This window comes from Mycobacterium sp. SM3041 (assembly GCF_039668335.1).
Classification (GTDB): Bacteria; Actinomycetota; Actinomycetes; order Mycobacteriales; family Mycobacteriaceae; genus Mycobacterium.
Genome location: NZ_JAYXBQ010000044.1, coordinates 199,772 through 216,447, shown reverse-complemented (window position 1 = coordinate 216,447; position 16,676 = coordinate 199,772). Strand labels below are relative to the sequence as shown.

Annotated in this window: 18 protein-coding genes and 1 pseudogene; 8 read left to right on the top strand and 11 right to left on the bottom strand. The window is 67.0% G+C overall.

The annotated features are described in order from the left end of the window. The first annotated feature begins 44 nt into the window (after nucleotides 1–44). Together VXD91_RS13270 and VXD91_RS13265 are read left to right on the top strand one after the other, a co-directional pair. Complete coding sequence (locus VXD91_RS13270; protein WP_212811602.1) at nucleotides 45–1,025, top strand: NAD(P)H nitroreductase; 981 nt, start codon at nucleotides 45–47, stop codon at nucleotides 1,023–1,025. Nucleotides 1,026–1,045: 20 nt separating this feature from the next. Beyond that, on the top strand, nucleotides 1,046–2,050 hold the full coding sequence (locus VXD91_RS13265; RefSeq protein WP_346415603.1) for a zinc-binding alcohol dehydrogenase family protein: 1,005 nt from the start codon (nucleotides 1,046–1,048) through the stop codon (nucleotides 2,048–2,050). A 1-nt stretch (nucleotide 2,051) separates the two neighbouring features. Here VXD91_RS13265 and VXD91_RS13260 read toward each other — a convergent pair whose 3' ends face one another. Both VXD91_RS13260 and VXD91_RS13255 read right to left on the bottom strand, forming a co-directional pair. Beyond that, complete coding sequence (locus VXD91_RS13260) at nucleotides 2,052–3,077, bottom strand: Rv2578c family radical SAM protein (RefSeq protein WP_346415602.1); 1,026 nt, start codon at nucleotides 3,075–3,077, stop codon at nucleotides 2,052–2,054. A 30-nt stretch (nucleotides 3,078–3,107) separates the two neighbouring features. Then, nucleotides 3,108–3,770, bottom strand: coding sequence for a PAS and ANTAR domain-containing protein (locus tag VXD91_RS13255; protein ID WP_346415601.1), 663 nt, complete (start codon nucleotides 3,768–3,770; stop codon nucleotides 3,108–3,110). 82 nt (nucleotides 3,771–3,852) lie between these two features. On the opposite strand from VXD91_RS13255, the gene VXD91_RS13250 reads away from it, so the two are divergent. Beyond that, a complete protein-coding gene (locus tag VXD91_RS13250) occupies nucleotides 3,853–4,821 on the top strand; it encodes a TIGR03557 family F420-dependent LLM class oxidoreductase (protein ID WP_346415599.1) in 969 nt (322 codons plus the stop codon). Here VXD91_RS13250 and VXD91_RS13245 read toward each other — a convergent pair. Further along, nucleotides 4,812–5,348 (bottom strand): DNA starvation/stationary phase protection protein, encoded by a 537-nt coding sequence (locus tag VXD91_RS13245; RefSeq protein ID WP_346415598.1) that lies wholly within the window; start codon nucleotides 5,346–5,348, stop codon nucleotides 4,812–4,814. The genes VXD91_RS13250 and VXD91_RS13245 overlap by 10 nt on opposite strands. A 73-nt stretch (nucleotides 5,349–5,421) precedes the next feature. Here VXD91_RS13245 and ctaD point away from each other — a divergent pair, with 73 nt between their 5' ends. Continuing rightward, complete coding sequence (gene ctaD, locus VXD91_RS13240) at nucleotides 5,422–7,101, top strand: cytochrome c oxidase subunit I (protein ID WP_346415597.1); 1,680 nt, start codon at nucleotides 5,422–5,424, stop codon at nucleotides 7,099–7,101. Nucleotides 7,102–7,104: 3 nt separating this feature from the next. On the opposite strand, the gene VXD91_RS13235 is transcribed toward ctaD, so the two are convergent. The 5 genes from VXD91_RS13235 to VXD91_RS13215 all read right to left on the bottom strand — a co-directional run bounded on the left by VXD91_RS13235 (nucleotide 7,105) and on the right by VXD91_RS13215 (nucleotide 10,638). Further along, nucleotides 7,105–7,452: a low affinity iron permease family protein gene (locus VXD91_RS13235; RefSeq protein ID WP_346415596.1), complete on the bottom strand. Its 348-nt coding sequence runs from the start codon at nucleotides 7,450–7,452 to the stop codon at nucleotides 7,105–7,107. A gap of 2 nt (nucleotides 7,453–7,454) precedes the next feature. After that, nucleotides 7,455–7,868 carry a low affinity iron permease family protein gene (locus VXD91_RS13230; protein WP_346415594.1) on the bottom strand — a complete coding sequence of 138 codons (414 nt, stop codon included), beginning with the start codon at nucleotides 7,866–7,868 and terminating at the stop codon, nucleotides 7,455–7,457. Then, entirely contained in the window at nucleotides 7,865–8,977 is a 1,113-nt protein-coding gene (locus tag VXD91_RS13225; protein ID WP_346415593.1) for a M20/M25/M40 family metallo-hydrolase, read from the bottom strand. Before VXD91_RS13225 ends, VXD91_RS13230 begins: the two co-directional genes overlap by 4 nt. A 5-nt stretch (nucleotides 8,978–8,982) precedes the next feature. Beyond that, nucleotides 8,983–9,543, bottom strand: coding sequence for a hemerythrin domain-containing protein (locus tag VXD91_RS13220; protein ID WP_346415592.1), 561 nt, complete (start codon nucleotides 9,541–9,543; stop codon nucleotides 8,983–8,985). Between the two features lie 75 nt (nucleotides 9,544–9,618). Then, nucleotides 9,619–10,638, bottom strand: a complete 1,020-nt coding sequence (locus VXD91_RS13215; protein ID WP_346415591.1) for an iron-containing redox enzyme family protein — start codon at nucleotides 10,636–10,638, stop codon at nucleotides 9,619–9,621. Between the two features lie 79 nt (nucleotides 10,639–10,717). Between VXD91_RS13215 and VXD91_RS13210 the strand changes: the two genes are divergently transcribed. After that, complete coding sequence (locus VXD91_RS13210; RefSeq protein WP_318984501.1) at nucleotides 10,718–12,184, top strand: ornithine decarboxylase; 1,467 nt, start codon at nucleotides 10,718–10,720, stop codon at nucleotides 12,182–12,184. Nucleotides 12,185–12,239: 55 nt separating this feature from the next. Continuing rightward, entirely contained in the window at nucleotides 12,240–12,539 is a 300-nt protein-coding gene (locus VXD91_RS13205; protein WP_318984500.1) for a hypothetical protein, read from the top strand. 1 nt (nucleotide 12,540) lies between these two features. Here VXD91_RS13205 and VXD91_RS13200 read toward each other — a convergent pair whose 3' ends face one another. The 3 genes and pseudogenes from VXD91_RS13200 to VXD91_RS13190 form a co-directional block, all read right to left on the bottom strand. Beyond that, nucleotides 12,541–13,587 (bottom strand): nucleotide sugar dehydrogenase, encoded by a 1,047-nt coding sequence (locus VXD91_RS13200; protein WP_346415590.1) that lies wholly within the window; start codon nucleotides 13,585–13,587, stop codon nucleotides 12,541–12,543. A gap of 8 nt (nucleotides 13,588–13,595) precedes the next feature. Next, nucleotides 13,596–14,534 (bottom strand): annotated as a pseudogene (locus tag VXD91_RS13195) (glycosyltransferase); the annotation flags it as partial. A gap of 15 nt (nucleotides 14,535–14,549) precedes the next feature. Next, on the bottom strand, nucleotides 14,550–15,530 hold the full coding sequence (locus VXD91_RS13190; protein ID WP_346415589.1) for a glycosyltransferase: 981 nt from the start codon (nucleotides 15,528–15,530) through the stop codon (nucleotides 14,550–14,552). A 79-nt stretch (nucleotides 15,531–15,609) separates the two neighbouring features. On the opposite strand from VXD91_RS13190, the gene VXD91_RS13185 reads away from it, so the two are divergent. Together VXD91_RS13185 and VXD91_RS13180 are read left to right on the top strand one after the other, a co-directional pair. Continuing rightward, entirely contained in the window at nucleotides 15,610–15,816 is a 207-nt protein-coding gene (locus VXD91_RS13185) for a hypothetical protein (RefSeq protein WP_318984487.1), read from the top strand. Next, nucleotides 15,809–16,654 (top strand): SDR family oxidoreductase, encoded by an 846-nt coding sequence (locus VXD91_RS13180; protein WP_346415588.1) that lies wholly within the window; start codon nucleotides 15,809–15,811, stop codon nucleotides 16,652–16,654. The genes VXD91_RS13185 and VXD91_RS13180 overlap by 8 nt, the downstream gene beginning before the upstream one ends. Nucleotides 16,655–16,676: the final 22 nt, after the last annotated feature.

The following is a 16,676-nucleotide window of genomic DNA, read 5'->3' as shown; positions in this document are numbered from 1 at the left end:
TTCTGGCCCTGTCTGAGCCGTTCCGCGGTGGGCAGTGTGGACTCATGATGAAAACCGCCGTCGCACTCGGGGAAATCGAGGACGCAGTTCATTCGGCCTGCCGCGCACCGTCGTTCCACAACAGCCAGCCGTGGACCTGGGTGCTGGAATCGACCACTTTGCGGCTGTTTGTCGATCCCGACCAACTGGTGGACACCGACAGCTCGGGCCGGCAGGCAATACTGAGCTGCGGCGCGGCCCTGGACCATCTACGCGTGGTCATGGCGGCCCGCGGCTGGGAGACCCTGGTCGACCGCTTTCCCAATCCGAACAACCGGCACCACCTGGCCGATATCGAGTTCCGGCCGGCGGCCGGCATCACAACTGCGCAGCGCAGGGACGCCGACGCCGTCGCGCGTCGGCGCACCGACCGGCTGCCCTATGGCCCCATCGAGAACCTGGCCGCGTTCGAGATGCTGCTGCGACTGGCAGTTCAGGACCGCCCCGCCCATGTCGACCTGATCACGCCGCAGCAGCGCGACAAAGTCGCCGAAGCCTCCCACCTCGCCGAGTCGCTGCGCATGTACGACACCTCGTATCACGCTGAATTAGCCTGGTGGACAGCTCCTTTCGGGGCCACCACCGGAATTCCGCACAGCGCACTGGTGTCGGCCGCGGAATCCGACCGCGTCGAGGTCGGACGCACCTTCCCGGTGACGCATATCAGGGAACGGCGGCAGGACATCGGAGACGACCAGGCCACCATCGTGGTGATCTCGGCGCTCGACGACACCCCGCAGGGCATCCTGGCATGTGGCGAGACGTTGTCGGCGGTGCTCGTCGAAGCCACCGGCGCCGGGCTGGCGAGTTGCACCCTGACGCACGTGACCGAACACCCTGCCACCCGCGACATCATCAGTGGACTCACGGGCCATGCGCTACCGCAGGTTCTGGTGCGGATCGGCGTCGCACCCGAATTCGACGACGTGCCACCGCCGACACCGCGCCGTCCGCTGTCGGATGTCTTTCAGGTCCGGGCCGGTTGACCTCGACGTAGCCTGGCCCCATGCGTGCATGGCGAGTGGGTGAGCCCGGGCCGATTGAACATGGTCCGCTCGAATTCGGCTCCGTCGATGTCCCGGCGCCCGGTGACGGCGAAGTGCTCATCGCCGTACGGGCGTGCGGCGTGTGCCGCACGGACCTGCACGTCGCCGAGGGCGACCTGCCGGTGCACCGACCGTTCGTCATCCCGGGCCACGAAGTGGTGGGCGAGGTGGTGGCTGTCGGCGAACACATCGACGCGCAGTTCGCCGTCGGCGATCGCGTCGGGGTGGCCTGGCTGCGGCACACCTGCGGCAGCTGCCGATTCTGCCTCCGCGGCGCGGAGAACCTGTGCCCGCATTCTCGCTACACCGGCTGGGACGCCGACGGCGGCTACGCCGAATTCGTCACGGCACCAGCCGATTACGTGCACCCGCTGCCCGCGAGATACACCGATGCCGAACTCGCCCCGCTGCTGTGCGCCGGCATCATCGGCTACCGGTCGTTGCTCCGGGCCGACCTACCCGCCGGTGGCCGGCTCGGAATCTACGGCTTCGGCGGCAGTGCCCACATCACCGCGCAGGTGGCACTCGCCCGGGGCGCCGAGGTACATGTCATGACCCGCGGCGAGGCTGCCCGGCGACTCGCACTCGACCTCGGTGCCGCCTCGGCTCAGGACGCCATGGCGCGGCCACCTGTCGCCTTGGACGCCGCGATCCTGTTCGCGCCCGTGGGTGATCTGGTGCTCCCGGCGCTCGAAGCCCTCGACCGCGGCGGCACCCTGGCGATCGCCGGCATCCACCTCAGCGACATCCCCGAACTGAATTATCAACGGCACCTGTTCCAGGAACGCCAACTGCGCTCGGTGGCATCGAATACCCGCGCCGACGCCCGGGAGTTCCTCGCCTTCGCCGGCACCCATCACATCGATGTCACTACCCCGATCTACCCCCTCGACCAGGCGGACCGCGCCCTCGGGGATCTGGCCGCCGGACGAATCTCGGGCGCCGCGGTCCTACAGGTCGCCTGAGTCAGAACAACGCAGGCTGCACCGCCCCGGCGGACGCTGCCGCCGGGGCGGTACGCATGGTGTCAAGTCTGTTCGCCCCGTTGCCGAGGCCATATCGGGCAACCAGCGGCGCGACCCGGTTGCGCAGCTGTTCGCGGTACTGCGGACCGAGATACGCACCGCGCCCGTACAATTCGCGGTACCTGGGCAGCAGTTCCGGATACGTCGAGCCCAGCCACGCGAGGAACCAGCCACGCGTCGCGCCGCGCAGGTGCAGTCCGAAGACCGTCACACCCGTGGCGCCGGCCGCCGCGATCCGCGACAGCAGCGCCTGCAGATGCGCCTGCGAGTCGGTCAGGTACGGCAGCACCGGCGCCACCATCACATGGCAATCGAGCCCGGCCGCCGCGATCGCCGAGATGAGCTCCAAGCGCGCGGCCGGCGTGGGAGTCCCCGGTTCGACCGACCGATGCAGATCGGGGTCCAGCATCGCCAACGACACCGCGACGCTGACCCCGACCCGGGCACCCGCGTCGACGATCAGTGGCAGGTCACGGCGCAGCAGCGTGCCCTTTGTCAGGATCGAGAACGGCGTCCCGGAATCGGCCAGCGCCGCGATGATTCCCGGCATCAGCGCGTACCGGCCCTCGGCCCGTTGATAGGGATCGGTATTGGTGCCCAGTGCGACCGCATCGCGCGTCCAGGAACGCCGAAAGAGCTCCCGCCGCAACACTTCCGCGACATTCGTCTTCACCACGAGTTCACGGTCGAAATCATTTCCGGAGTCGAAGTCCAGATACTCGTGCGTGGGCCGGGCGAAGCAGTATCGGCACGCGTGCGAGCAGCCACGGTAGGCGTTGACGGTGTACCGGAACGGCAGATTCGAAGCTTCCGGCACCTTGTTCAGCGCCGACTTGCAGAGCACCTCATGAAATGTGATGCCGTCGAACTTGGGGACCCGGATGCTGCGTACCAACCCGAGCCGTTCCAGGCCCGGTAGAGCGCCGTCCGCTTCGGCCCGCGCCACCGCCTGCCCGTCCCACCGCACATCTCATTCGAACAATTGTTCGACGCTTTGTCAAGCCTCGCCGGGTTCGTCGACGAGCAACAGGTGGTCGATCGCGGTGACGGTCTCGGGGGCCAGCCCCTCGCGAATCACGGCATTCAGCAAGCGGGCTGCGACGGTCCTGAGCTTCAGCTGGGTGGCTTGCGACCGCCACTTCAGAATCTCGAAGGCCCGGTCGGCGTCGATGCCGTAGGCGGCCATGAGGATGCCCTTGGCCTGGTCGATCACGGCGCGCGATTCCACCACCGAGGCCATGGCCACGGTGAGATCGGACTGGATGCCGGCGGTGACGTCGATGTAGTAGCCGTGGGTGCCGGTGAGCTCGCCGTCCTCGTCGGTCATCCGGTCGCTGACCACCACGACCCAGTGGACCTTGCCGTCGGCATCGACGATGCGGTGCCGGCTGCTGAACAACCCGCCCGTCTGCACCCGCTCGAGAATCTCGGCGACCTTGGCCCGGTCGTCAGGATGCTTGTGACTCAGCAGCAATTCGGTGGTGGGCTCCACTTCCCCCAGCGCGTAGCCGTGCATGCGGGCCACCTCTTCAGACCACACCCACCGTTGTTCGGCGAGATGGAACTGGAAGCTGCCGACATGTTGCGCAGCGCCGCCGCTGAACACGGCAGCGACGTCCCAGGATTCGGAGTCGGCGATTTCGCCGTCGGTTTCGCTCATGTCGTTGTTGGTGGCAGGGAGCCGAAGTCATCGTAACTCGCTACCGGGATTGTCCGCCCGGCTTGCCGGGTACGTGGCCCACATGACGCATATCGGTTACTTCCTCAGCTGTGAGCAGTTCGATCCGCACAACCTGATCGCTCAGGCCAGACGAGCCGAGGAAGCCGGTTTTCACGCATTGTGGGTGTCCGACCATTTCCACCCGTGGACCGACGAACAGGGCCAAAGTCCGTTCGTCTGGGGCATTCTGGGCGCGCTGTCCGAGGTGACGGCGCTGCCTGTCACCACCGCCGTCACCTGCCCGACGTTCCGGATGCATCCCGCGATCATCGCGCAGGCCGCCGCCACCGCCGCCGTTCAGCTGCGGGGCGGCTTCCGGCTGGGCATCGGCAGCGGCGAGGCGCTGAACGAGCACATCCTCGGGGACCCCTGGCCCTCTGCCGGCGAACGACTGGACCGGCTCGCGGAGGCGGTGTCGCTCATCAGGACGCTGCACCGCGGCGAAGTGGTGAACCATGACGGGCGCTACTACCGCGTCCAGGACGCGCGCATCTACACCCTCCCGGAGCACCGCATACCGATCTACATATCGGGGTTCGGCCCGCAGGCAACCCGGCTGGCCGGGCGGATCGGCGACGGGTACTGCATCACCATGCCCGACGCCGATCTCGTGGCGCTCTTCCGCGAGGCCGGCGGCGGGCGTAGGCCGGTGCAGGCCGGGATGAAGGTGTGTTGGGACCTGGACCCGGAATTCGCGGCCGACACCGCGCACCGCCTGTGGGCCACCGACCAGCTACCCGGACAGCTCAATCAGATCCTGCCGCGGCCAACGGATTTCGCGTCCGCCGCGAGCCTGGTGACGCGCAAGGCCGTGACGGATGCGATCGTGTGCGGACCCGACATCGACGCCCACGTCGCACAGGTGCGCAAGTACGTCGATGCCGGTGTGGACGAGATCTACGTCCAGCAGATCGGCCCGGACATGGACGGCTTCTTCGACGCCTGGGAGCGCGACGTCCTACCGGAATTCCAGGAGTCGGCCTACGCCTGAGCCGCGGCCTGACGCTCGGTGTGCGCGCCACCGGAGGCCAGCTTGCCGCCGGCAGACTCCAGGTGAGCTCGCACGAACCACTGGAACTTCTCCAGTTCGGCAACCTGGCCGATCAGCATGTCCTGGGTGACCAGATCGAGTTCGTCGAGTTCGCCGATGGCCTTGCGCGCGTCCTTGATGACGCCGTCGTAGACCAGGTCGAGTGCAGCGAGGTGCGCCTGCGCGGTGTCGCGGCCGATCGAGTAGTCGTCCCAGGTGCGGTGCTTGAGAATCGCCCCCGGCGTACCGTCGGGCGACGCGCCGAGCGCCGCGATGCGCTCGGCCGTCTGATCCGCGTAAGCACGCACCAGCTCGACCTGCGGATCGATCATCTCGTGCACGCCGATGAAGTTGGGGCCCACGACATTCCAATGCACGTGCTTGAGCGTCAGATGCAGGTCGTTGTACGTGCTCAGCTGGATTTGCAGCAGGTCCCGGATCCGGCTGCTCTGCTCTTCGGACAGGCCTGGAATGGTGAATTCGCTCATGGCCTGCCTCTACCCGTACGGCGTCCGGGGCAAACACCGTTTAGTACCGGTGCACCCCGGGTACCGCCCCGGGGTGACCGCTGTCGAAGTGCCGTTGACGCCTGGGCGGCCGTTCCCGGCGCGCCGAAAGCGTCTGGGCGCTGTCCTGTACGGCCTCGTCAGCACGACCGACCACAAGCTGATCGGCCAGATGTACCTGGCCGCGTCGTTCGCGTTCTTCTTCAGTGGCGGGATCATGGCCCTGCTGATGCGCACCGAACTCGCCATGCCCGGTCTGCAGTTCTTGTCCAACGAGCAGTACAACCAACTGTTCACGGTGCACGGCACCTTGATGCTGCTGTTGTATGCGACCCCTGTGGTGTTCGGTTTCGCAAATCTGGTGCTGCCCTTGCAGATCGGCGCACCCGACGTCGCCTTCCCCCGGCTCAACGCGCTGTCGTTCTGGCTGTTCCTGTTCGGTGGACTGCTCGTGCTCGCCGGATTCGTCGTGCCCGGCGGTGCGGCGGATTTCGGGTGGACGGGCTACACGCCGCTGTCCGACGTCGTCCGCTCGCCCGGGTCCGGCGGCGACCTGTGGGCCGTGGGCCTGATCGTCTCGGGCCTCGGCACCATCCTCGGTGCGGTCAACATGATCACCACCGTGGTCTGCATGCGCTGCCCCGGAATGACCATGTTTCGCATGCCCATCTTCACCTGGAACATCGTCGCCACCGGCGTGCTGATCCTCCTCGCCTTCCCGATCCTGACCGCGGCCCTGTTCGGCCTGCTCGCGCAGCGTCACCTCGGGGCGCACATCTACGACCCCGCCAACGGCGGCGCGATCCTGTGGCAACACCTCTTCTGGTTCTTCGGGCACCCCGAGGTCTATATCGTGGCGCTGCCGTTCTTCGGCATCGTCACCGAGATCATCCCGGTGTTCTCCCGCAAGCCGATATTCGGTTACACCACACTGGTTTACGCCACCTGGGCCATCACCGTGCTGTCGGTCGCGGTATGGGCACACCACATGTTCGCCACGGGTGCGGTGCTGCTGCCGTTCTTCTCGTTCATGACCTTCCTGATCGCGGTGCCCACCGGCATCAAATTCTGGAACTGGATCGGCACCATGTGGAAGGGACAACTGACCTTCGAGACGCCGATGCTGTTCTCGGTGGGCTTCCTCGTCACCTTCCTGTTGGGCGGACTCTCCGGCGTCCTGCTTGCCAGCCCGCCACTCGACTTCCACGTCACGGATTCGTATTTCGTTGTGGCGCATTTCCATTACGTGCTGTTCGGCACCATCGTGTTCGCCACCTACGCCGGCATCTACTTCTGGTTCCCCAAGATATGTGGACGGCTGCTCGACGAGCGCCTCGGCAAGCTGCACTTCTGGCTGACCTTCATCGGCTTCCACACCACGTTCCTCGTGCAGCACTGGCTGGGCGATGCGGGCATGCCCCGCCGCTACGCGGACTACCTGCCCGGCGATGGCTTCGACACGCTCAATCTGGTCTCCACCATCGGGTCCTTCATCCTCGGCGTTTCGGTGCTCCCGTTCGTCTGGAACGTGTTCAAGAGCTGGCGTTACGGCGAACCCGTCGTCGTCGACGACCCGTGGGGTTACGGCAACTCGCTCGAGTGGGCGACGACCTGCCCGCCGCCGCGGCACAACTTCACCGAGCTGCCCCGAATCCGTTCGGAGCGGCCGGCTTTCGAGCTGCACTACCCGCACATGACCGAACGGATGCGCACCGAGTCGCATGTGGGCCGGTGACGATCAGTGGTGCAGGCGGTCGTGCAGTTTCTCCTGCTCGGCGGTGTCCCGGCGTTCGGCGTCGATGACGTCGTCCCGGGCTGTCGACGACGTGAGAATCAGTTCATCGAGTTTGAGCAGTATCGCGCCGGTCTGCCGGTTGGTGGTGTGCTGAATGACGAAGAGCATCACCAGTGCCACCAGCGCATTGGTGGCGTACACGGCGGTCTGCCACCACGACGGGAAGCCGGCGATGATGCCGGTCAGCAGTGCCGCGGCGACCACGGCGAACACAGCGACGCCGGTACGCAGGGAACCGGCCCAATCGGTGACGGTGTCCAGAGCGCGGGCACCGGACTTGACCGCAGTCATCGTCAGCCGGTGCTTTCGCGTTCTTCGAGACCGACGGCCTCCCGCAGTTCCTTCTCGTCGTCGCGGAGGCCCTCGCTCTCGTTGCCCATGTGGTGCATCACATCCGCCAGCGCGTCGGCGATGGCATTGAGCTTGTGCTGAAGCGCGTCACCGGCGCGTCGTTCGGTGTTCTGCAGCAGGGCCACCAGCAGGAACGTGATGATCGTCGTGATCGTGTTGATGACCAATTGCCACGTGTCGACGGTCATGAAGGCGAATGTCGGCGCCCAGAGGACCACGAGCAGAACGCACGCCAGGAAGAACCAAGCGCGCGAAACGATTTCGGCCGTGTTGGTGGCGAATCGGTCGAACATGGACACTTTGCCGGTGACGCCCGACGGCATCACGTCGGCGTCGGCATTGTCGGAGGCAGTCATGACGCGTCCTTTCCCGAGGTAGCCCTGATTACCCGCGACGAGTCCGCGCCAAACGGGACCGGATTCGCCAGAAACTCCACCAACACGGCGGAGAGTGTGTCGATGCCGGCGCGCGGCACCACCTCGTAGCCGTGGGTGCTCAGTGTGGGCAGGCACAGCAGCCCGGCTGCGGCCGCGTGCCCGTTCGACTTGGCGTGCGACGCATCGGATTCGAACGCACCCAGCACCGCCGGTTGCGGATCGGCGCCCAACGCGGTCGCCACGTCCACCAGCCGGTCGGCGACCGCCTTGTCGTAGACGCACTGCGCGTCGCTGTAACCGACGATGGGTCCGCGCGTGACGGTGGTGCCGTATTCGCCTTCGGTCGGCCCGACCTCCAGCGCCAGGATCAATTCACCGGGCAGAGCCCGGCTGGCGTACGAGCCGCCGAGGCCACCGACCTCCTCACTCACCGTGCACACGAAATACACGTCCTGGGGCGGTGGTTCGGCCCGCTGCCGCAACTCACGAGCCGCCGTCAGCAGAACAACCAGCAGCGCTCTGTCGTCCATGAAGTAGGACCCGAGATAGTCGTCGATCTCGACGAGTTCCCGTTTGCTTCGGTGGACGCACACGCGGGTTCCGGGCCGGATGCCGGCCTCGGTCAACTGCTCCGGCGTGCGGCCGGTGAACACGTACACGTCCGACCAGTTCAGAGCCCGGTCGCCACCGTCGGGTTTGGTCTGCCAGATCTGCGGGCTTTCCTGCGTGGTGTGTTCGGAGCCCACTGTGAGAACACCGCATACGTGCTCGCGGTCACCGAGCATCAGCACCGGCCCGAGGCCGAAGTTCGCCGGGTACATCGTGCCCAGCGGCGTCAATCGCACTCTGCCGTCGGGCTGCACCCGCTTCACGAGCATGGACAGTTCGTCCATGTGCGCCATCACGCGGATGGGCGGGTGCTCCTCATCACTCTGCGACGAGGACACCCGCCCCACGACGTTGCCCGCCCGGTCGATCCAGGCGCTGTCGACCAGGGGTGCCAGCTCCCGCAGGCAGATATCGCGGACGGCGTCTTCCTGGCCACAGGGCCCGTACGCCAGTAACAGTTCCTGCAGCAGCTGGATCATCGGACTCAGCGGGCGCTCGAGATCACGTCCCGGACCCGGTCCAGCATGGCGGCGAACGGCCCGACGATGAGGTTCGCGGCCGGGGACTCCACGCCGGGGTGCGGCCGGGTCGGCGCAACTGCTTCGGCGAGCTTGGCGATCTCGCCCATGCGCTCGAGCTCCTTCTGCGAAAGCTCCGTTCCGAGCTTGGCGAACTCTTCCGCCTCCTCATGCTCGGCGTGCGCGATCACCGCGTCGCGGAGTTTCGTCAGCTTGGCGGTGAATTCCTTGCTGTCCACATCGAGCGACTCCAGTTCGGAGAGCAGCTTTTTCGCCTCGTGCTCCTCTTCCAGTCGGGCATCGACGACCTTCTCGCCGCCGGGCAGCTTCTGCTTCGCCCGCGGATGGACGATCTCTTCCTCTGCGGTTTCGTGCACCGCGAGGAGTCTGCGCAGATCCTGGAACGACCTCGCTCTCTCGTCGCCGGCCAGCACCAGGGTTTCGGTGAACAGTGACTTGATCTGCTCGTGCTGATCAGTGAGGAGATCGATCACGTCTGACGGGGATTTGAGGGCATGAGAAGCCATATTTCCTCCTGTGAGAACGTCTGACGCGCCCGGGCTGTGAGCGCGTCCCCCACCGATTACCCGGTGCGCCGACGGTCAAACGGGCCAGTGCTGCAGCGAGGTGCACCCGGCCGCCCAGCTGGACAACATGTGATCGGCCAGCCGCCCCTCGACCGCGTCGAAGGCCCGAATGCCGAACACGACGTCCAGTTCCAGGCCCGGCTCGCGCGACAACAGGTCCGCCACGACGTCCTTGCGGACCACCTGTTCATGAACGGCGTCGGCCTCGACGTGCTCGCGGTAGAAGTCGACACACGGTCGCGGAGCACCAAGCCTCTTGAGGCCCTTGACAATTCGCTGCGACGCCGGCGACGAGGTCAGTTCGGTCGCGGCGAAGTGGCCGACGGCCGCGCCGCGCAGGTGGCGGTGCAGACCGAACATCGACATGAGGTTCACCGCAGCCAGCGTGCTGCCCGTTGCATTGCCGAGGTAGTGCAGGTAGTCGTTGCGCAGCTCCGCGGCGTCGAGCAGATCGGCGAACAGCCGCTGGTGCATGGTCGCGTAGCCGCCACGACCGCCGTATTCGTCGTATTCCACTGCCACGAACGCGGCTTTCGCACGACCGGTCAACCGCGGAATGACCCACGACTGCGGATCGGCTTCCTTCAGGTGGTACAGCGAGCGGTGGACGAAGTACTCCTGCATCTGCGGCCACGTCGCCCGATCCTGGATATAGACGGACAGACTCGAGTCATCAACAGGGTCGGCGTCGCAGCGGGCGAGCTCGGCGTGCGCCGTACTGTCCGGGCTGATCTCGCCGACGAGTTCCCGGACCGCTGCCAGGAACCGCTCCTCGATGCGATGGCGAACATCGAGGAGGGCGGGATTCCATTCCCACTTTTCGTCGGTGTCCGTAAAACCCCGGTAATGCAGTTCATAGCAGACATACAGCGCCAGCTGCAGGTCGAGTCCGAAGGGATCCGCGTTCCCGAGCGGTAGCTGTATCCGCGTCAGGTACTGCGTGGGCAACCGCTCACCGAGCAGTCCTATCACCACATCGGACACGGGACCACGGGGGTCCGGTAGCAAAGGCTGAACCAGTTCTTCTGTGCACATGAGACCTCCCCGATACCCGCAGGTGTGGGAAGCTAAACCCGGGTGTAGACGCCGGCACTACGGGTATCCCCGAGACATCATGAATCAGTCTGAGACACCCCTGCTCGATGCGCTTGTCCGCTATCGCTCGATCGGCGAGTACGGCTTCACCCCTCCCGGCCATCGGCAGGGGCGTGGCACCGATGCCCGCGTACTGGATGCCCTGGGCGCGCAGCCGTTTTGGAATGACGTGCTGGCCAGCGGCGGCTTGGACGATCACCGCAACTCGAATGGGTATCTGCGGCACGCCGAGGACCTGATGGCGGCCGCCGTGGGCGCCGACATGGCGTGGTTCTCGACATGCGGCAGCTCGTTGTCCGTGAAGGCCGCCATGATGGCGGTGGCCGGCGGCGACGGCAGCCTGCTGGTGGGCCGCGACAGCCACAAATCGATCGTTGCGGGCCTGGTGTTCTCCGGGGTGCTCCCCCGCTGGATCAGCCCGCGCTGGGATGCCGAACGGCACCTGTCCCACCCGCCGTCGCCGCAGGACGTCGCCGACGGCTGGAAGCGGTACCCCGACGCCGCCGGCGCACTGATCGTCAGCCCGTCCCCGTACGGCACCTGTGCCGACCTCGCGGGCATCGCAGAGGTCTGTCACGCGGAGGGCAAACCGCTGATCGTCGACGAAGCCTGGGGCGCGCACCTGCCGTTCCACGAGGACCTGCCCACATGGGCAATGGATGCCGGCGCCGACATCTGTGTGGTCAGCGTGCACAAGATGGGTGCCGGATTCGAGCAGGGCTCGGTGTTTCACGTGCAGGGCGACCTGATCGACGACCGCAGGCTTGCCGCCTGCGCCGACCTGCTGACGACCACCAGTCCCAGCGTGCCCATGTACGCGGCGATGGACGGCTGGCGGCGACAGATGGTCGAGGACGGGCATCGACTGCTCAGTGCCGCGCTCCGGCTGTCCGACGAGCTACGCCGCGATCTCGAACACATCGACGGCCTGCATGTTCTCGAGGACGAACTGCTCGGCGTCGAGGCGTCCCATGACCTGGACCGGCTCCAGGTTCTGGTCGACGTATCGGCCACCGGCATGTCGGGTTACCAGGCCCAGCAGTGGTTGCGGAAACAACACCACATCGACGTCGGCTTGGCGGATCACCGCCGAATCCTGATCACGCTGTCGATGGCCGACGACCGTGAGACGATCCGGCCACTGGTCGTGGCGCTGCGCCAGTTGCCCACGGCCGCTGCGGATTTCGAACCACCGCCGCACGTCAACCTGCCGGCGCCCGAAGACCTGCAGCTGGAGACGATCCAGTCACCGAGGGACGCGTTCTTCGGCCCGGTGGAGACGGTGCCCGTCGAGATGGCGGCCGGACGCGTCTCGGCCGAACAGATCACGCCCTATCCGCCCGGTATACCGGCCGTCGTCCCCGGCGAACTGATCAATGCCGAGGTCCTGGACTACCTGCGGACCGGCATCGCCGCGGGCATGTACCTGCCGGACCCCGCCGATCCCGAGCTCAAATCGGTGCGGGTCACCGCACCGCGGGTGTAGAACCGCCCGGTACCGGGCATTAGAACGTCGAGGACTAATCCCCAGGAGGCATCCCATGAAAGACCCCGTCGACCATGCTCGCACCACCCGGCCGCATGCCGGCGAAACCTTCAAGGACGGCACGAACGCCCCGGGCCTGGTGGCGGTCGGCCTGGCGGTGGCGACCTTGGTCGTGAGCTTGTACTTCTTCGCCGACGGCCGAGCGGACACCGGTGGAGTGGCCCTGGCGATCGCGGCAGTGCTGGCCGTGGGGGGCGGCGCCTGGCTCTACGCGCGGCACCGCCGCATCCGGCGCCGTGAACTCGACTACCTCGAAACGCACCCCGGTGCGCCGCGGACGCCGCCGACGAGCTGATTCAGAAACCTGGGCTCCTCCCGTTGCCCAGGTAGCGCAGACCGGCGGCGGTCACCGTCCGCGGGTCGAGCACGTTCCGGGTGTCGATCACGACAGCATCGGGTGCGTGTTGCGCGATGCGCGGCCAGTCCAGGTCCCGGAACACCGGCCATTCCGTCAGTACGACGAGCGCGTCGGCGCCCTTGGCCGCGGTGTAGACATCGTCGACCGCGGTGACCCCGTTGTCGCGCAATAGTTTCGGGTCGATCCCCGCCAGCTGCGGATCGTATCCGCGGACCTCCGCGCCGTGCTGCGCGAGCGATGCCGCGATGGTCAGCGCCGGTGAGTCCCGGACGTCGGGGGTACCGGCCTTGAAGGTCAGGCCCAGCGCCGTGATGCGCGCCGATGCGACGGGTTCGGCCATGGCAGCCGACAACGCCCGCACTAGCCGCGGGGCCTGCGCCGCGTTGGTGTCGCGCGAGGCGGCCACCTCGCGCAGCGCCACGCCGTGCCGCCGCGACGTATACAACAGCGCGGCACTGTCTTTGGGCAGGCAGGAACCGCCCCAGCCGGGTCCGGGCTGTAGGAACTGCCCACCGATGCGGGCGTCGGCGCCCATGCAGCGGGTGACGTCGGTGATGTCCGCGCCGACTTCGGCGCACAGCGCAGCCAGCGAGTTGACGTACGAGAGCTTCACCGCCAGAAAGGCATTGCTGGCGTACTTGGCAAGCTCTGCGCTTTCCGGCGCCATCCGGAGCACCGAATCGGCAGTCGCCCCGTACAGGGCACCGACCCGGTCGGCGGCGGTGTCATCCGTGGCGCCGATGAGGACCCGGTCCGGCTCGCGGGCATCGGCCACCGCATGGCTCTCACGCAGGAACTCCGGGTTGGACACCACGTGGATCCCCTTGTCGCGCACCGCGGTGGCGATGTCCCGGGTGGTACCGACCGGCACCGTCGATTTGACGGCGATCACGCTGCCCGGCGACAGGACCCGCCGCAGTTCGGTGACGGCCGACCACACCGCGCTCAGATCGGCGGCGCCATCGGCACCGCTCGGTGTCGGCACGCACACGAACAGGCCATCGCCTCCAGCGGGACGATCCCGAACGGCTCGTACCACGGGGTGCACGCGACAACATCTGCCGAACGCAGCACGGCGGGCATATCGGCACGCTCCACCGACCCGCACAGCCGCACCCGCTTCGCGACGCCGAGCTCGCGGGCCAGCGCCAGTAGCCGCTGTGCCTCGCTGTCGGCACGCAACGCCGCCTTGTCGGGACCACCGACGATGACGAGTTCGGCATCGGGTATCCACTGCAGCGCACGGATCATGACGTCGAATCCCTTGCGCTGCACGAACCGGCCGACGCTGACGATGCGTGGGCGCGCCTTACGGGCGGCGGCCCGCCCGTCGGGACGGAACAACTTGAGGTCGACGCCGCACGGCACCACCGAGATCCGGGACCGCTCGCGGCCCAGACGCATCAGCTCGAAAACTTCATCGGTGCACGTCGCCGCCACCCAGGTGGCTTCCCTGGCCACCAGCTTCTCCAGCGTGAGCCGCTCCCGCGGACTGGTGTCCTGGTCCTTCTGGTACCTCCGCTTGACCACACCCAGCGCGTGGAACGTCTGCAGGGCAGGCAGATTCAGTTTTTTCGCCGCCAACTGCGTGGCAACGCCGGACATCCAGAAGTGGGCATGCGTGACGTCGGGACGGGTCTGCGCCCACTCGTCGTGCAGATAACTGCCGAACTGCCCCATGTACGGCAACAGGTCGTCCTTGGGGACCGGGCGCGCCGGGCCGGCGGGCACATGCACCACCGTGTACCCCTCCGGCGCGATGACGCGCTCCGGCACGTCGGGATCGTCCCGACGGGTGTACACGTCCACCCGGTGCCCATGTCGACTGAGCGCCGCCGACAACGCCGCCACGTGGACGTTCTGCCCGCCCGCGTCGGCCCCGCCAAGTGCCGCAAGCGGATTGGCGTGCTCGGAGACCATGGCAATTCTCATCGTTCCCTCTTCCGGTCAGTGGCAGACGTCATCGATCACGCGGTTCCAGTCGGCCAGGAACCGGTCAAGTGCGAAGTGCTCGGCAGCGAACTCGCGGGCCGCCTTGCCCGCCAGCGCTGCCGCGGCGGGATCGTTCACGAAGTCCAGCAGGCCTCGCGACAGGACCTTCACGTCGGCGCCGACGACACCCGCGCGGGACGGCACCACCAGCGGCGCCATCGTCGAGGCGACCGCCACGATCGGCATGCCGAGGTACATCGCCTCGACCAACGACAGTCCCAGGGATGTCCATCGCGCGGTATGCAGATACACGCGGCGGCGTGCGACTCGACGCCACAGCTCGGGCGCGAGGATATCGCCCTTGCCCCGCAATCGATCTCGCGGGTCGGCCTGCCGGCGGTTGAGTTCCTTGGTGTCGATCCCCCACACCTCGATCGGGACAGCTCGCGACAGCTCGCCGAGCAGGTCGGCGCCCACCGTGCGCCATCTGCGTAGCGGCTCGTTGATCATGGCCGCGGCCCCGGCGATGTCACCGGTGTAGAGCGGGCCGGGATCGGCGATGCCGTGATCGATGACCTTGGTCGGTGCAATTCCGTTGTCCCACATCAGCCTGTTGAATTCGGTGACATGGATCAGCGGGATGTCCCGCCGGTCGGCGAGCGGATGCACACTGTCCACCGCGTTCGGGCGCGGCGCGTTGTGCTCGACGTAGACGGCCGGCACGTCGACTCCGGGACGCCGCCGCAGCCACCGTTGCGCTTCGTCCAGTTCCCCGGGCCGCTGCAACACCACCAGGTCGACATCGGCAGCAGCCAGTTCCGAGAGCGGAATCTCTTGTGCTCGTGGCCAACTCCGGCCACACAAGCCACGCGCGTCACGGTCGGGTGCCGCCGCCCCAACAGGCACGAGGTAGCGGTGCGGGCCGGCCACGAACGACTCCATCCAGGCGCCGTGCACATGCCACACCAGCACCGATCGCTCGCGGTCTGCTGTCATGCGGGCCGAGGTACCCGAGGGTTCGGCACTTAAACACCCGAAGTGTTTTCCGGCGCGTGGGACGGGTATCCGCTCTGACATGACACCAGAACAGTTCCCGGACGCAGTCCCCGACGCAGACGCCGTCGAGCAGTCGCGTGACGTCCAAGAACCGGTCCTCGACGACGAGGCCGCGGTCACCGGCCGCGACAACCCGCCGCCGGAGGCCGCCGCACACGATTGGTTGGAGCAGACCGCGGACGTCGAAATTGATGCCGACGAGGACGATTTCGGACGCGATGCCTGAGATGAACACACCGATCCCCTATCCCGGGCACACCGCCGACATGGCAGAACAGCCGCATGACGAGATGCGCCAGTACGTCGGCCGCGGGCTCCTGAAAGGGCGCCGGGCCCTCATCACCGGCGGCGACTCCGGTATCGGGCGCGCGGTGGCGGCGGCGTTCGCCAAGGAGGGTGCGGACATCGCCATCGCCTACCTCGAGGAGCACGACGACGCGACGCACACCGCGAGCATCGTGGGCGCGGCCGGACGGACGTGCGCCCTGTTCCCCGGTGATCTCGGCGAGCCCGCCCATTGCCGAGAGGTGGTGGCGCGCACCCTCGCCGAGCTCGGCGGGCTGGACATCGTCGTCAACAATGCCGCATATCAGGCACCCACAGACGATGTCACCGACATCACCGATGAGCAGTGGCGGCGGACGTTCTCCGTGAACATCGACAGTTACTTCCAGGTGACCAAGTCCGCCCTGGCGCATCTCCCGGACGGCGCCGCGATCATCAACACCGCGTCGGTGAACGGGCTACGGGGCAATGCGTCGCTGATCGACTACTCGGCCACCAAGGGAGCCGTCATCGCGTTCACCTACGCGCTGGCCCAATCACTGGCCAAACGCCGCATCCGCGTGAACTGTGTTGCCCCCGGGCCGGTCTGGACGCCGCTCATCCCGGCCACCATGCCGCAGGAGAAGGTCGAGTCATTCGGTGCCCACGCACCGCTGGGGCGGCCGGCCCAGCCGGACGAGATCGCGCCGTCGTACGTCTTCTTCGCCGCCGACCAACTGTCGTCGTACTACAGCGGTGAAGTGCTGGCGCCCCTCGGCGGCGAGACGATGCCGGGATGATGTTTGGGCCGGTCCCGCACGG

Excerpts from the sequence above, each read along its gene's own strand:
- VXD91_RS13230 (WP_346415594.1), bottom strand. The coding sequence starts at position 7,868 with ATGACTGCCTCCGACAATGCCGACGCCGACGTGATGCCGTCGGGCGTC.
- VXD91_RS13205 (WP_318984500.1), top strand. The coding sequence starts at position 12,240 with ATGAAAGACCCCGTCGACCATGCTCGCACCACCCGGCCGCATGCCGGC.
- VXD91_RS13250 (WP_346415599.1), top strand. The coding sequence starts at position 3,853 with ATGACGCATATCGGTTACTTCCTCAGCTGTGAGCAGTTCGATCCGCAC.
- VXD91_RS13220 (WP_346415592.1), bottom strand. The coding sequence starts at position 9,543 with ATGGCTTCTCATGCCCTCAAATCCCCGTCAGACGTGATCGATCTCCTC.
- VXD91_RS13210 (WP_318984501.1), top strand. The coding sequence starts at position 10,718 with ATGAATCAGTCTGAGACACCCCTGCTCGATGCGCTTGTCCGCTATCGC.
- VXD91_RS13265 (WP_346415603.1), top strand. The coding sequence starts at position 1,046 with ATGCGTGCATGGCGAGTGGGTGAGCCCGGGCCGATTGAACATGGTCCG.
- VXD91_RS13225 (WP_346415593.1), bottom strand. The coding sequence starts at position 8,977 with ATGATCCAGCTGCTGCAGGAACTGTTACTGGCGTACGGGCCCTGTGGC.
- VXD91_RS13185 (WP_318984487.1), top strand. The coding sequence starts at position 15,610 with ATGACACCAGAACAGTTCCCGGACGCAGTCCCCGACGCAGACGCCGTC.
- VXD91_RS13190 (WP_346415589.1), bottom strand. The coding sequence starts at position 15,530 with ATGACAGCAGACCGCGAGCGATCGGTGCTGGTGTGGCATGTGCACGGC.
- VXD91_RS13235 (WP_346415596.1), bottom strand. The coding sequence starts at position 7,452 with ATGACTGCGGTCAAGTCCGGTGCCCGCGCTCTGGACACCGTCACCGAT.
- VXD91_RS13215 (WP_346415591.1), bottom strand. The coding sequence starts at position 10,638 with ATGTGCACAGAAGAACTGGTTCAGCCTTTGCTACCGGACCCCCGTGGT.
- VXD91_RS13255 (WP_346415601.1), bottom strand. The coding sequence starts at position 3,770 with ATGAGCGAAACCGACGGCGAAATCGCCGACTCCGAATCCTGGGACGTC.
- VXD91_RS13270 (WP_212811602.1), top strand. The coding sequence starts at position 45 with ATGATGAAAACCGCCGTCGCACTCGGGGAAATCGAGGACGCAGTTCAT.
- VXD91_RS13180 (WP_346415588.1), top strand. The coding sequence starts at position 15,809 with ATGCCTGAGATGAACACACCGATCCCCTATCCCGGGCACACCGCCGAC.
- VXD91_RS13245 (WP_346415598.1), bottom strand. The coding sequence starts at position 5,348 with ATGAGCGAATTCACCATTCCAGGCCTGTCCGAAGAGCAGAGCAGCCGG.